At 67.7% G+C, this 12,936-nt stretch carries 15 protein-coding genes and 1 pseudogene; 9 read left to right on the forward strand and 7 right to left on the reverse strand.

Annotation, left to right across the window (positions count from 1 at the left end; translation table 11 throughout):
- Positions 1–4: 4 nt before the first annotated feature.
- Positions 5–856 (reverse strand): NBR1-Ig-like domain-containing protein, encoded by an 852-nt coding sequence (locus COUCH_RS01645; RefSeq protein WP_249610349.1) that lies wholly within the window; start codon positions 854–856, stop codon positions 5–7.
- 177 nt (positions 857–1,033) lie between these two features.
- On the opposite strand from COUCH_RS01645, the gene COUCH_RS01650 reads away from it, so the two are divergent.
- From COUCH_RS01650 to COUCH_RS01665, 4 genes are read left to right on the forward strand one after another with little or no spacing between them, the layout of a single operon-like run.
- Complete coding sequence (locus COUCH_RS01650; protein WP_199513150.1) at positions 1,034–1,411, forward strand: hypothetical protein; 378 nt, start codon at positions 1,034–1,036, stop codon at positions 1,409–1,411.
- A complete protein-coding gene (locus COUCH_RS01655; protein ID WP_249610350.1) occupies positions 1,408–2,364 on the forward strand; it encodes a hypothetical protein in 957 nt (318 codons plus the stop codon). Before COUCH_RS01650 ends, COUCH_RS01655 begins: the two co-directional genes overlap by 4 nt.
- 7 nt (positions 2,365–2,371) lie before the next feature.
- Positions 2,372–2,884 (forward strand): hypothetical protein, encoded by a 513-nt coding sequence (locus COUCH_RS01660; protein WP_249610351.1) that lies wholly within the window; start codon positions 2,372–2,374, stop codon positions 2,882–2,884.
- Between the two features lie 21 nt (positions 2,885–2,905).
- Positions 2,906–3,730, forward strand: a complete 825-nt coding sequence (locus COUCH_RS01665) for a hypothetical protein (protein WP_249610352.1) — start codon at positions 2,906–2,908, stop codon at positions 3,728–3,730.
- Between the two features lie 26 nt (positions 3,731–3,756).
- Here COUCH_RS01665 and COUCH_RS01670 read toward each other — a convergent pair whose 3' ends face one another.
- On the reverse strand, positions 3,757–4,341 hold the full coding sequence (locus COUCH_RS01670; protein ID WP_249610353.1) for a TetR/AcrR family transcriptional regulator: 585 nt from the start codon (positions 4,339–4,341) through the stop codon (positions 3,757–3,759).
- 53 nt (positions 4,342–4,394) lie between these two features.
- Between COUCH_RS01670 and COUCH_RS01675 the strand changes: the two genes are divergently transcribed.
- The gene (locus tag COUCH_RS01675) at positions 4,395–4,838 is read left to right on the forward strand and encodes an SRPBCC family protein (RefSeq protein WP_249610354.1); all 444 of its coding nucleotides are present in this window, start codon (positions 4,395–4,397) and stop codon (positions 4,836–4,838) included.
- Positions 4,839–5,211: 373 nt separating this feature from the next.
- Here the strand turns inward: COUCH_RS01675 and COUCH_RS01680 are convergent, their stop codons facing one another.
- The 3 genes from COUCH_RS01680 to COUCH_RS01690 form a co-directional block, all read right to left on the reverse strand.
- Positions 5,212–8,517 (reverse strand): type ISP restriction/modification enzyme, encoded by a 3,306-nt coding sequence (locus tag COUCH_RS01680; protein WP_249610355.1) that lies wholly within the window; start codon positions 8,515–8,517, stop codon positions 5,212–5,214.
- A gap of 347 nt (positions 8,518–8,864) precedes the next feature.
- Positions 8,865–9,044, reverse strand: coding sequence for a hypothetical protein (locus COUCH_RS01685; RefSeq protein WP_249610356.1), 180 nt, complete (start codon positions 9,042–9,044; stop codon positions 8,865–8,867).
- 69 nt (positions 9,045–9,113) lie between these two features.
- Positions 9,114–9,362 carry a hypothetical protein gene (locus COUCH_RS01690; protein ID WP_249610357.1) on the reverse strand — a complete coding sequence of 83 codons (249 nt, stop codon included), beginning with the start codon at positions 9,360–9,362 and terminating at the stop codon, positions 9,114–9,116.
- 69 nt (positions 9,363–9,431) lie between these two features.
- Here COUCH_RS01690 and COUCH_RS01695 point away from each other — a divergent pair, with 69 nt between their 5' ends.
- On the forward strand, positions 9,432–9,680 hold the full coding sequence (locus tag COUCH_RS01695) for a GntR family transcriptional regulator (RefSeq protein WP_249610358.1): 249 nt from the start codon (positions 9,432–9,434) through the stop codon (positions 9,678–9,680).
- A gap of 15 nt (positions 9,681–9,695) precedes the next feature.
- Here COUCH_RS01695 and COUCH_RS01700 read toward each other — a convergent pair.
- A pseudogene (locus tag COUCH_RS01700) lies at positions 9,696–10,385 on the reverse strand (HAD family hydrolase); the annotation flags it as partial.
- Positions 10,382–11,248, reverse strand: coding sequence for a GntR family transcriptional regulator (locus tag COUCH_RS01705; protein ID WP_249610359.1), 867 nt, complete (start codon positions 11,246–11,248; stop codon positions 10,382–10,384). The pseudogene COUCH_RS01700 and the gene COUCH_RS01705, both read right to left, overlap by 4 nt.
- Before the next feature lie 421 nt (positions 11,249–11,669).
- Here COUCH_RS01705 and COUCH_RS01710 point away from each other — a divergent pair, with 421 nt between their 5' ends.
- Genes COUCH_RS01710 through COUCH_RS01720 form a run of 3 tightly spaced genes read left to right on the forward strand, consistent with a single transcriptional unit; the run spans position 11,670 to position 12,857 of the window.
- Positions 11,670–11,912 (forward strand): DUF6284 family protein, encoded by a 243-nt coding sequence (locus tag COUCH_RS01710; protein ID WP_249610360.1) that lies wholly within the window; start codon positions 11,670–11,672, stop codon positions 11,910–11,912.
- Entirely contained in the window at positions 11,912–12,652 is a 741-nt protein-coding gene (locus tag COUCH_RS01715) for a DUF2637 domain-containing protein (protein ID WP_249610361.1), read from the forward strand. Before COUCH_RS01710 ends, COUCH_RS01715 begins: the two co-directional genes overlap by 1 nt.
- A 22-nt stretch (positions 12,653–12,674) precedes the next feature.
- Positions 12,675–12,857: a hypothetical protein gene (locus COUCH_RS01720; protein ID WP_249610362.1), complete on the forward strand. Its 183-nt coding sequence runs from the start codon at positions 12,675–12,677 to the stop codon at positions 12,855–12,857.
- The last annotated feature ends 79 nt before the right edge of the window (positions 12,858–12,936 follow it).

A 12,936-nucleotide genomic window follows, 5' to 3' on the forward strand; every position in this document is an offset into this window, starting at 1 on the left:
ATGGTCAGGCGGTGACCGTGACCATGAAGTACACCGGCCGCCGGCTCGGGAAGAACGGCCGGCCGTGCTCGTCGACCATCTTCCAGCTGACCCAGCACTTGCCCGGACGCTTCGGCGCGGTCACCGGAACGCTGATCATCACCTGCTCGCCGGGCGGCGTGTCACCGATCGCCACCCGATCCGGCACCCGGCACCCGTCGCCGTCGGCGGTGGGGTTCATCCGCTCGAGGAAGCGGTTGTGCCAGTCGACCGTTCCGACGTTCGCCAGCGCCCACACCTTCACGAAGTGGGAGTTCACCTTCACGCGCGTACCGTCGGGGATCGTGACGTCGGCGACGAACCTGCTCGCGTCGCCCGGTATCAAAGAGTCCGAGAACGCCGACGGTGACGGCGACGGCGTTCCCGTCGCGCCGCCGACGCCGTCCGGGGACGACCGGCCGCGGACGGTGAAGGCCGCGGCGACGACCGCCACCGCGGCAACCGCGGCCGCGGCGGCGAGCCACGGCAGCCGGTGCCTTCGCGTGCCGACGACTTCCTCCGCCGCCCGGGGTTCGTCCGGCGCCGCCTGCTGCTCCGCGGCGGTCGGCAGGGGATGCTGAGCCGCCTCCCACCGGCGCCGCCACTCGGCCTCGTCCGCGTCGCACGCCCGGACGAACTCACGCGTGGTCTCCCACGAGGGGAACCTCGTTCCCGCGGCAGCCTCGTGCAGTGTCGTGTGCGAGATCCGGCCGGACCGCCCCGCCATCTTGCGGAAGGACGGGTTGCCCACGTCCGCCCGCAGCACGCCCAACTGCTCGGCGAACCTCCGCGCGGCCATACCGTCCGCCGTCGACTCCTCGGCAGCACGCTGGTCCATCCGTCCCCCATGTCAGAAACCGTCGGCAGAGCGGATTAGAGGGTACAGAAAGGGCTCGGCGATCATCGATGTGTGCCGTCCCGGGCCGCCCTCGCGGGGGCCTCCCCGGCTCCATGGCCTGCGGTATCGTGGTCGCCTTGCGACGGGGGTCGATGCTTGGTGACGGGGGAGGTCACGATGCCGCACAGCGGTGATGAGCTCGGTGCTGACCTGGTGGATCTGTGGGAGGCCGGGCAGTACGAGCTGAAGCCGGTGGCAGGGCAGATCCGCGAGGCCGCGGGCGCGCTGCTGCTGGCCGACAACAGCGGCTACAACTGGTACCGCGACGGCAAGCTCGGCGGTCCGTACGGTCCGGCGAAGCCCGCCTGGGAGAGCCTGCGCGACGACTTCTTCGAGATCCTGCGGACCACGGCGGAGAACCTCGACCTGACCGGCGACGCGATGGTCCTCGCCGCGGACGAGTACGCGAGCACCGACTCCGTGGCGGGGAAGAAGTTCGAGGAGCTCAAGCCCGCGGTCGAGGCCGCGCACGCCCAGGACGGTGTGCCGCAGTGAGCTACGAGCAACTCGCGGACCACGCCGCGAAGTTGGAGACCTCCGCCATCGAGATGGATCTCAAGCAGCGGGGTTTCACCAAGAGCCACGGCAAGTGGTACGGCGGTTCCGGCATCACCGACGAGACGATGCAGACCGTGGTCGACACGACGGCCGGGCGTTTCGCCGGGGTGGCCGAGATGTTCGCGCCGTTCCTGAACATGCCGGACCCGGCGGGGTTCGAGCCGGCGATCGCCGCGGTGACCAAGACGGCGTCCAAGCTCAACAACGGCACGGCCCCCGACGTGGTGAACAACGTCGGCGTGACCGTCAACGAGGCGCTCGGCGGCATGGACCGGGTGGGCACGCTGGTCGCCGACTGGCGCGGGCCCGCGGCGGCGGCGTTCCGCAACAACTACCTCGACCGCTTCAAGGGCGTCACGGCCAACCAGTACGCGATGGCGCTGACCCTCAAGGGCGGCCTGGAGGCCGAGCGGGGCCTGTGGAAGGCCGCCCGTGAGAGCGTCGACCAGCTCGCCCACGCCGCGCAGCAGTCGCTGGACGCGATGCTCGACTGCAACCCGAAGGAGACGGCCTGCCTGCTCACGGTCGTCGGATCGATCTTCGCGGTGGCCGCGGCCGTGCCCAGCTTCGGCGCCTCCCTGGCGATCACCCTGACCGTGGTCGGCGAGGTCGCCTCGTCCGCGGCGTCGATCCCGATGGAGGACCCGAAGCCCGTACGGTTCAACGGCAAGAACGCCATGGCGATCGTCGAGCAGATCCGCAAGGGCCTCGAGGAGCTGGCGAAGGACATCACCGAGAAGGAACGCGTGATCGCCGACGCGATGGCCTCCTCCCACTCCGTGCTGACCGGCAGCCGCGAGAAGTTCATGTCGAACCGTCCCGCGCTGGCCGACGCCACCGCCGCGACCGTCACCGGCAACGGCCCCAACGGCCTCGGCACGGCGGAGTGAGGATCTGATGGGCGAGCTGGCCGACCGGATCGACAGCATGCGCGTCCGTGCCTCCACGCCGGACGGTGCCATCACCGCGGAGCTGTACGACCGAAGCAGGCTGACGCTGACGTTCCTGCAGGGCTGGTACGACCTGTGCGACGACAGCGACCTCGAACGGCGGCTGGCCACGCTGGCGCAGCTCCTCTGGGTCGCGCGCACCCGCGAGTACTGGCGTACCTTCAGCGACGTGGCGGGCGAGACCGTCACCGGTGAGGACACCCCGGTGAGTTCCCGTGACCTCGACTGGCGCGAGGAGCGCGACGCGCTGGTGGCGCGCGGATACTCGGCCGACGGCCGGATCGCCGTCAAGGCGGTCGGCATGCGGCAGTGGGAAGTGCACATCAGCCCCGGTACGGTACGGGCGCTGTCGGAGCGGGAGTTCGCCGAGGCGGCGGCGCAGGCGGCCGGTGAGCTGATCAACGACCAGCTGGCGAAGATCGCCGCGCTGTCCAACAAGTACTACGGGTACGACCGGTAAAGAGCGAGGGAGATCCGACCAGTGCGAGGCAAAGTATGGCTGGCCGCCGGCGCCGCGGTCGTGGTCGTGCTGGCGGTCGTCGTCGTGGTGCTGCTGGTCCGCGGCGGCAGCGACTCCCCGCAGGCGCAATGCCGCCTGGCCACCCCGCCGTCGACCGCGCCGGTCGACGACACGAGCACCGTCCGCATCGCCGAGCAGGGCTACACCCGGGTCGGATCGCCGGCGCTGTCCACCGTGACCATCGGCGCGGTCCTGGAGAATCCGAGCGACCGGGTCGCCTACCGCACCCGGGTCACGTTCGACGTCCTCGGCCCCGACGGGCGCAGCGTCGTCACCGACTCGTTCCGCCGCTTCCAGGTCCTCGAGGTGCCGATCATCCTGCCCGGCGCGAAGATCCCGGTCGGCGACTCCCTCGCCGCCACCCGCCTCGCCGAGGTCGGCTCGGTCACGATCAAACCGGTGGTGAGCCAGTGGCTGCCGGCCGGCGACGGCAACGACGGCCTCGCCCCCGTGACCACCACCCTCGTGCCGGACAAGACCACCCGCGACGCCGAGGGCAGCGGCGTCATCACGTACGACGCCCGCTCGGCCAACTGCACGGACCTGGTCTCCCGCGGCTCGTCGTACGTCCTGCGCGACGCCGGCGGGAAGATCATCGGTGGCGGGCTGTCCGACGAGGCCGAGCCCTCGGGCTGCGACATCTCCGAGAACCGCTACCCCAACAGCTTCAACACGGCCCTGCGGAGCATTCCGCAGGGGGCCGAGCTGGCCAGGACCGAGGTGGCATCCCTCTGCGACCTCGGCCCCCGCCCCGCACCGACGGGCTCCGGAGCGCCCATCAACTGAACGCCCGGGGAGCAGCTCAACACGACCTAGCCCTGCTTCTCCAGCCCGATACGCAGCACGTCCGCGGCCCGCCGCACCTCCGCGCGTACCGTCGCCGGTTTGCCGGGATGGCGGCGCAGGCTCTCGTACTGCACGCGCCACAGGCCGAGCAGGGCGGCGGCCGTGATCTGCGGTTCCGGATCGGCCGGGTCCACTCCGTCACGGGCCGCAAGGGCCTCGGCCGCCACGGCGACGAACCGGTCCATCATGTCGTTGCGGTAGGCCCGCAGCGACGGCGCCGCCTCCAGCAGCTCGCCGAAGCGCCGGTAGCCCTCCGGGTTGCCGGCGAACCCGTCGAGCTCAGCGTCGAGCAGGCGCAGCGCGGCCTCGATCGGCGTGTGTCCGGTCGACGCGAGCGCCTCCCGCAGGGCCGTGGTCGTGCCTTCGAGCCGGTCGAGCAGCAGCGCCTCCTTGGTCGGGAAGTAGTTGAAGACCGTCTTCTCCGACACCCCGCACGCCCGCGCCACCTCGGCCACCCGTACGCCGTCGAACCCGCGCTCCACGAACATCCGGGTCGCCGTGTCGGACAGTCGCTGCCGCATCTGCCGCTTCTTCTCCTCGCGCAGGCTCATCGGCCGATCTTACTGCTACTGTATTTTTACAGCCACAGTAAAAGGAGACGGTGATGAGCGAGTTCCGGATCACCCGCGACTACCCGCACCCGATCGAGCACGTCTGGCGTGTGCTCACCGACCCCGAGCTGGTCCCGCGCTGGACCACGACCGGCCAGGGCGGCCGGCCCCAGGGCTTCGCGCCGGTCGCGGGTACGAAGTTCCAGTTCATCGCCAAGCCGATTGCCGGCTGGCGCGGCATCGTCGACTGCGAGGTCCTCGAAGTGGACGCGCCGGCGCTGATGCGCTACTCGTGGATCGGCGACGAGGGGGCCGCGCCGAGCTTCGTCACCTACCGCCTCCAGCCGATCGCCGGCGGCACCCGCTTCACCTGGGAGCACACCGGCTTCGCCGGCATCGGCGGCTTCTTCATGTGCCGACTCCTGCGGTCGGTACGGGCCAGAATGCTGACCGTGGCGTTACCCGCGGTCCTCGACGATCCCAAGCTTCCGGCCTGATCACCCTTCCCGGCCCGCTGCCGGCTGCCAGCGCGTACGCCGCGGTCCGCGCGCCCATCGCCGAGGGTGGCGGCTGCGCGTGGTTCGCCAGCCGGGGCATCGGCCGCCCGGTAGCCGAGTCGCTGAGCGAGAACCGACCGATATCAATGATGCGAAACCCCACTCGGCTGCGTCGGCACAGCTCAGCGGAGGAACGGTCGAGCGGCATGGCGGAGGGCGTGGGATTCGAACCCACGGAGACGCGGAACGCCTCACCGGTTTTCAAGACCGACAGCCGCGACCATGCTGAGCAGGCCAAACGCCTTTGGCGCTCGGTGCGTTGCCGGACCCATGCCGTCGATACGGTCAGCGAGCGGAACGGAACCGCGACCCGCTATAGCAGCCTTACAACACCATCCGCTGCCTCGTGCTGGCTACCGGCAAGGCCGTAGAGGGGTTTGCGGTCTGAGGGGAGGGCTGGCCAACGGGCGCCGATGGCGGCCAACTGGTTACGATCGACGACATCGCTGGCTAATACCGAGGCGAGTAGTTCGGCCTGAGCGGGTTCCAGCTCGACCAGGCGGGTCAGGACGGTTAGCAGGTCGACTAACTCGCTGGTCCAGCCCGGCTCCCAGACGTCGACATGGACATCGTCGAGAGGAGATCCTCGGCGCCCGCCTGGTTCCTTCTTGCGGTAGTTGAACCAGGACTTGATGATGTTCCGGCCGCCGACGGCGTAATTCCAGACGCCCGCCCGGACGGGGCCGAACTCACCTTCCCCGACGGTGATTACCTGGCGTTGTAGGTCGTAGCTGATCGTCTCAGGCATCCGGGTGACCGGGACCAAAGACAGCGGCTGGCGCGCGTCGCCGGAGGAGAATCGAATCGATCCGGTCGGCCGCTCCGGTGCGACGGATGCTTCGCCGTAGGTGTGTAGCCAGAGGATCTGGCGGCCGATCTCGACCGCAGTACACCACAGCGTGGCCTCAGCGGTGATGGGTACCCGGATGCCGGGAGTAGTCAGTTCGTCCGCGAAGGTGGCGGTGAAGGCCGGATGCGCCGTGATCCCAGCGATGTAGGCGAAGACGTCGGCTGCGGTGATATCTACATTGAGCCGTTCCGCCAGCGCATCCAGCAGCCCTGGGGCGAGATTCGGAGTACCGCCTGGGTGTAGGTGGGGCAATACTCGGCCACCTTCCGACCCCTTGAAGAAGTGGAAGTCGGGAATTAAGGCCGAGAATGCAAGTCCGGGACCGGACTTGATGGCATTGCGGTGCAGCTCGACTGCGAAGACTTGGCCCGGTACGCGGGCTGACCAAAGGTCACGGCGAGGCATGTCCATGAGGCGCGGGTCGGCAAGGATCCACTGGCGGTCGAAGGCTCGGTAACCAACCCGCACGCTGGCCGCGTTCGGCTCGACTTCGTCGATCACGGGGATGCCCGGGTTCGGGTGCGTGTCGTCGCCGGGAAGGCGAGGCTTGACCTTCACCAGGTTGGCGTCACGGCCTTCCTTGAACATTTCGGCTTTTCGCTGCGGGTCCGTCTCACCGACCAGCATCGCCCAGCGCCTGCTGAGCACGTCCCGGCTGGGTGCGTAAACCCACGTTCGAGTCGGGAACAGACCTGGCGAATACCAGGGCATCAGATCGTCGAGCGCGGGGTACGTGTCCCAACTGCCGGCTGCGGCGGGTGTGAGCGGGGCATCCCATTCAGTCCGGCAGTCTCGCCAGGCGTCGTCGTCGAGCTGCATCTCTGCCATCGCGGCAAGCTTGTCCGCTCTTCGGCCGGTCAGGCTGCGGTGATGGATCAGCGCTGGCTTGTCACGGCTGGTGCCGGCAGCTCGAACGAAGATGCCGATGGCGAGCGGCTGCCGAACGCCGGGGAAGATCCGCGTTGGGATGTCCGGGGTCTGCCCCTCGGGTGTGAGATCGATGATCCAGCCCTCGGAGGCGTGCCGTCGGAGATATTCACGCATGCCGGTGAAGGCGGGACCCGCCAGGTAGCCGGAGGTAGTAACGAAACAGATCACGCCAGCGTCGCCGTCGTTCGGGCCGAGGGTCGACTCCCATACCTTCCACGTGGCCCAGCGCCAAAAATAGACATAAAGGTTCTTGAGCTTCGCCTTGAACCGTGCGATTCCGGGGTTATACCAGTCTTCTAGCGGCGCCGAGGCGCCCCGCGTGCTGTCGAGACCGGTGGTGCCGTTCTCGACCCAACCGCCCTCGCCGTTAGCGAGTTCTGCGTACGGCGGATTGCCAATGACCACGGTGACATTAGCGCGGGCCTTGATGGCGTTGGCCTTGCGCCGAGCCCGGGCGATGAGTTGCAGCCCGGAACCGAGCTGGACGTCATTGGCATGTGGGTCGTCGAGCGTGTTGGTAACAAAAAGCTTCATACCCTCCGCTGGAGGGGACGCCCCGTGCGTGGCTAGCAGGTCCGCGGCGCGAAGCTCGGCCACCGCATACGGTCCCATCTGCAGTTCAAAGCCGATCACTCGTTCAGCGGCCAGCTTGACGGCGCCGGCAACTGCACCCGGACCGTCGTGAGCCTCGGCGACCTTGGCGATACGTTCGAGAACGGTTTGCAGGTAAGTGCCGGTGCCCATCGCCGGGTCAACGGTGAGCACGTTGGGATCGGCGAAGCCACGTGGCTTGCCGAGCCGGGACACGAGGACATCCTCAGTAAGCCGAACCATCTGTTCGACCAGCTCGACCGGGGTGTAATACGACCCGGACGCCTTCCGCAGTTCGGGATCGTACTCGTCGAGAAAATGCTCGTAGAGATGCAGGTAGGTGTCGCGGCGGCCACGCCGAACCCTCGGCCAGTCCACAACGTCGACAAGTCGGGCGAGCAGATCGAGGGTTACCTTGAAGTCGCGCGCGAGGTCATCGGTGAGGAGTTGCAGGGCCCGACCCATTAGCGAATGTTCGGCACGAAGCTGCTCACCGATGGTGTGCAACGACTGACCCGTAACTTTGATCGAGTCGGTACGGGCCAGCAACAGCGCGAACGTCACCGTTTGCGCATACCCGTCAGCGAACGTTGCGTCGTCAGCCTGCGGAAAGAGCATCCGCCGCCAATCCTGCGCTAGTCCCAGGAACGGCTGCACCTCCCGCTCGGCACCTGACCGGACCGCCTTCCGCTCGGCGGCGAGCTGATCCAGAACCTCACCCCGCAACAGCCGCGTTAGAGGGGCGACAGCGCGCACCAGCGCGCCAACGCTCGTAATCGGCGCCGGTTGCCACCGCAAGAAATCCGTCAGCAGTTTCTGAAACGCTGGCGGGGCACTGACACCGCCGCTGTCAAGATTGCCGGAGAAGCGGACCGGCGCATCGACCAGCTCGCCATCGCGGTAAAGCCGCCATTCTGTGCCGTTGGTGTAGAGCAAGTTCGGCAGGTCGCGTTGGCGCTCCCACTGGACCCGGTCGTGACCGCGCAGCCCATTGGGATCGATGCTCTTGCCAGGCGCCTTGACCTCTACATAGCCAGTGATCGCACCACCAACGCTGACTCCGTAGTCGGGCCGGACCTGCCGCTCAGTGTCGCGGACCTCATCGTGAAAGACAGCCGTCACTCCCAACTGTCTTCCAGCGGCTCCGAGAAGTGTCTCGATAGGGCTGCGAATCGCGGCCTCGCGCTCGCCCGGGCCGGCCAGCTTCGAAGCGCAAGCCGCACTGAAGTCGCGGACCGCAACGTCCATCCAATTCTTACTCCCCGGCGCCCTTACCTCCGCCGAGGAATCCTGGACTCGATCTTCCTGCCAAGAAACCGGATGCACAGTCCTACAACGACGGCGTACCCGGCTGCGGTTACGTCCCGTAAGGACGACCTATTACTCTGCCCCCGCCCTCGGGGGCCACGTTAAGAAGACCTGACATGAACACGGGCGTGGGCGGTCCGACGATGGTCTGCTCGGCTCCACCCCGGCCGTCGGCGGGCAGGACAGCCCTGCGCAACCACCCTCCCGGTACCGCTCATTACCTTCGGCTCTCCGCCTTCGACGGCCATGTAAGTTTGACGCCTGCCACGCCAGCTGACGGGGCGTGTTCACTCCGTCTCGTGCCAGCCGGCCTCCAGCGCGATGCGGCGTACGGCCTCCTCTTTGGTGAAACGGCCGATGGGTCGGCCCGGATCGCCGACCCTCGGGCCGCACGCGTAGGCATTCCATCTATCGCCGATGCTGGCGTGCAGCCAGCCGATGAGGTTGTCGTTCCAGAGAACTGCCACTCCGCCTATGGTGGTGCGGGCCACCCTGACCCTGTCGGGGTTAGGGCCGCGTCCGGACTCCACGGGCGATCACCGGATCCAGCCGAAGAAGCGTTCGTGCAGGTCAGCAGGTATCGGCCCGGATGCAGCGTGGTCGTTGAACGCCTCCCAGTGCTGTATGCCGAGATACAAGAGGAGAGCCGATCGACCGCCGAGGTACTCGATGGAGAGATTGACCTTTGCGACAGCGCAGGGCCACGCCTCACCGCACTTGCCGCAGTCCCAGGAAGGACGCTCGGGAAGGTGTTCTTCCATGATATGCCTTTCATGCTTGTACAAGCTTGTTCTTGGACGTACAAGAATGTGGTTAGGAGTATTCGGTCGATGACAGTCGTTTAGCTTGAGGAGGTGATCGAACCGGATGGGCCCGTACCGCCCTATCTGCAGCTCGCCGAGATTCTCGCCGGGCGGATCGAGCGTGGGGACTGGCAGCCGAACCGACCGATCCCGTCGGAACTTCAGTTAGTGCAGGAGTTCGGTATCGCGCGGGGAACGGTCCGCCGTGCGGTTGCTGTTCTCCGCGAGCGCGGCCTGGTCTTCACCGTCCCGCAGCGCGGCACCTACGTTTCCCCGCCGGCCGAGGCTGTCGCCGAATAGTTCGGGCTCCTCGCCATCGCATCGCGCGACGAGCGCTTCGGCGATCGGCCCCATGCTGGTGATCACGACATCCGCTTCGGCCGTGCGGAAGGCTTCGAGCTTGGCTGGGCGGTTGGCGTAGGCGATGACGCGTACGCCGGCTCTTTTGGCGCCCTCGATGTCTGACAGCGAGTCGCCGACAAGAACGCTTCGGGCAGGCGAAACGTCGAGCATCCGCATAGCGCGGGAGATCGGCTCCGGGTTGGGCTTCATGCGTTCCGGTTCGGCGTACGCACGGCCGATGACGGGCGAGACGTGCCCGGTTAAGCGGTGCGCGGCGAGGTATGCGCTCACAGCGCCGGCGGAGTTGTTACTCACCACGGCGACGGGCAGTCCCGCTTGTCGCGCCGCGACGATCACTTCACGCCCGTACGGCGTGGGTGCGGCCGACTCGACAGCGCGTCGCTCTGCCTCACACAGGGCATCTTCCACTAGGCGCGTGATGCGCTGGTCCGTGGCGGTCCCGGTCCACCGCAGGACTTCGAGCGGGTCTCGCTCACCGGCAAGGTGGGACGGCACGTGGATCCCGTGGCGGTGCAGCAGTTCCACCAGCTCGGCCGCGACGTCGTGGGCGGGATAGCCGGCGAAGATGCTGCATACCGGGCCGTCGAAGTCGAGTAGGACCGCGTCGACGGTGTCGAGCAGGCTGGCTACGTCTGCGCTCATGCTTCGTACCGGTAGGCGATCGTCGACCACACCGAGTCGAACCACTGGCGCGACGCCTCCACGAACTGAGTGCCGTGGGAGCTTTCGTCGTCTGTGACGGCGTAGTGGAACAGCGGGACGTCCTTGCCCATCAGGTCATAGATCGCCATGGGTTCACCCTTGACAGAAACCGTTCGTTCGACGACGGGGTAGAAGCCGTAGAAGACCTCTTCGCCGTTGAGGATGTAGAGCTTGAACAGAGGCGAGGCCCGGTGCATGCGGACTTCGACGGTGGTGGAGCGGATGAGTCCGAGGTCGCCCAACTCGGCGACCTGGTCGATGATGCCGTCAGCCGCGCGGCGGGTGATCCGTTCGGCGCGTTCTCGGACGGCCGGATCGTCGGACTGGGTCTCCGCGCGTGCCGGTAGGGCCATGGGCGCGGTCATGTCGGAGATCAGAACCCGTACGGCGATCGTCTCGGGGGCGAGCCGGCCCACCCGGACCTTGTCCAATGCCTCGGCGAGTGCGTCTCGCAGTGTCTCGCCGGAGAAGCCGGCGAAGTCGATGGTGACGTGTGGGCGCTCGAATGATGCTTCGATGTGCGGGCGCAGCTCGACTGCGCGCTGTGTCTGAGCGCGGACGAACGCGCCGCTTCCCTGACGGGTAACGATCAACCGCTCGGCCCGCAAGCTCTCCAGCGCGCGCTTCACCGTCTCCCGCGCAACTCCGTACCGGCTCGCGAGGTCCGGTTGGGATGGCAGCTTGTCGCCTGGCTGAAGGCGCCGGGTGAGGATCGCTGCTCGCAGCTTGTTGGCGATCTGCTGCGACGCCTGCTTCGGGTCGTCGGGATCGAGCTTGCCCAGGAAGTCAAGGTCTTCGGCCACCTCCACAGCGTAGCTCTGACTAGCCAAGTTGGGGAAGTTTCAGTTTGAGGGTTGACCTGACTAGCCATGCACGCCTACGTTGATCTCAAGCCACCTGGCTAGCCAGGTAAGCCAAGAGGTCGGTAGGACGGGTACGGCGGCACGCGTTGCCGCACGCCATGACACCGCCGCGCCGCACGTTCTCTGACAACTGGATACGTGATCTTTCGGGGTTGCCACGGGTGTTCGGCCGTTGACCTGTCCGGCCGGCTAGACCTGTCCGCTCGATGGCTCAACGTGGCGTGCTGGGCAAGCGCGTCACGCCGCACCTCGGAAGATCACGGGACCGCGTGACAGCGGTCTGCTCTGCCTCCGCACACATCCCTTTCCGCTGGTCGGCGCGGCTCCGGTCGCGCCGACCGCTGTCCTCGGAGGACTTCCCGTGAGCAAGGTTCACCGTATTGACGAGCCGTCGCCGGCTGAGCTGGACGCGATCGAGGCTGAATGGCCGCTGATCGCCGCCGAGCTGGACGTGTTGGACGCCGAGATCGCCATCATCAACGCCGCTGACCGCGGCGGTCCGGCGCCACTGGACTGGCGCCGTCTCCGCCGGGCCGAGGCCCGCGTGACACGGGTCGCCGCGGAACTGGCCGGGCGTCCGGCCGTCCGGAAGGCGGTCGCCTGATGACCACCGACCTTCACCGTCTCAAGCGGCTTGGATGGGCTGTCCGGGCCGTGTTCACCCTCGGCATCGCGGCGTCGCTGGCCGGGAACGTGCTGCACGCCGAGAACAACGCGATCAGTCAGGCGATCTCCGCATGGTCGCCGTTGGCGCTGCTGCTCGCCGTGGAGTTGATCAGCCGGGTTCCGCTACGTCGAGGCGCGCAGGCGGTCGCCCGGCTCGCCGCGACAGCCGTCATCGCCGGCATCGCCGCGTGGGTGTCGTACTGGCACATGGTCGGCGTGGCGGTGCGCTACGGCGAGTCCGGCGCGTCGCCGTACCTGATCCCGTTCAGCGTGGACGGCCTGATTGTGATCGCCTCGGTCTCCCTGGTCGAGATCGGCGGCCGGATTCGCCGGCTTCAGACCGAACCGGCTCCGGCAGCCGCGCCCGTCCAACCGGCCACGGTATCGAAAGCACCCACCACGGCGGCGCAGGTTCCGCCGGCCAACGAGTCGGACGCCGACGTCGAGCCGGTTCCGGTGACCGAGGTTCGACCGAAGCGGCTCACACCGCGTCCCGCGTCGGCGGACAAGGTCGCCAAGGTCGCGGCGAAGATGCCCGGCGCGTCGGCCGCTGCGATCGCCGCCAAGGCGGGTGTCTCCCCGTCGACCGCCCGGCGCCATCTCGCCGCGTTGCGCGTCACCGGCGCGTCACCATCCGCGCCTGTTCCTGCGGAAACTCCCGCACTCGCCGCCGCCTGACCACAGACCCGAGGAGAGACCCATGACTGACCAGGCCAGAACAGGCGCCAGCTTGACCGCCCTACAGAACAGCCTGCGCTCGCTGAGCGACTGGGCGGATGACCGCCTCAACGAGGACTTCGACCGGCAGTACATCGCCGAGCACATGACCGAGGCCATCGACGCGCTGCTCAGCGGCGAGCCGATGCCGCCGCGTCCGTTCTGAATTCGCCCGGCGGCACAGCCCCAAGCCTGCCAGCCATCGTGCTGTGCCGCCGGTTCCTCATCCCGATCAACCGCACCGC

The sequence above is a fragment of the Couchioplanes caeruleus genome (assembly GCF_023499255.1).
GTDB classification, from domain to species: domain Bacteria; phylum Actinomycetota; class Actinomycetes; order Mycobacteriales; family Micromonosporaceae; genus Actinoplanes; species Actinoplanes caeruleus_A.

What these genes read in the sequence shown, in the direction of transcription:
- COUCH_RS01650 (WP_199513150.1), top strand. Translation starts at nt 1,034, where the DNA reads ATGCCGCACAGCGGTGATGAGCTCGGTGCTGACCTGGTGGATCTGTGG.
- COUCH_RS01660 (WP_249610351.1), top strand. Translation starts at nt 2,372, where the DNA reads ATGGGCGAGCTGGCCGACCGGATCGACAGCATGCGCGTCCGTGCCTCC.
- COUCH_RS01645 (WP_249610349.1), bottom strand. Translation starts at nt 856, where the DNA reads ATGGACCAGCGTGCTGCCGAGGAGTCGACGGCGGACGGTATGGCCGCG.
- COUCH_RS01715 (WP_249610361.1), top strand. Translation starts at nt 11,912, where the DNA reads ATGACCACCGACCTTCACCGTCTCAAGCGGCTTGGATGGGCTGTCCGG.
- COUCH_RS01720 (WP_249610362.1), top strand. Translation starts at nt 12,675, where the DNA reads ATGACTGACCAGGCCAGAACAGGCGCCAGCTTGACCGCCCTACAGAAC.
- COUCH_RS01680 (WP_249610355.1), bottom strand. Translation starts at nt 8,517, where the DNA reads ATGGACGTTGCGGTCCGCGACTTCAGTGCGGCTTGCGCTTCGAAGCTG.
- COUCH_RS01670 (WP_249610353.1), bottom strand. Translation starts at nt 4,341, where the DNA reads ATGAGCCTGCGCGAGGAGAAGAAGCGGCAGATGCGGCAGCGACTGTCC.
- COUCH_RS01675 (WP_249610354.1), top strand. Translation starts at nt 4,395, where the DNA reads ATGAGCGAGTTCCGGATCACCCGCGACTACCCGCACCCGATCGAGCAC.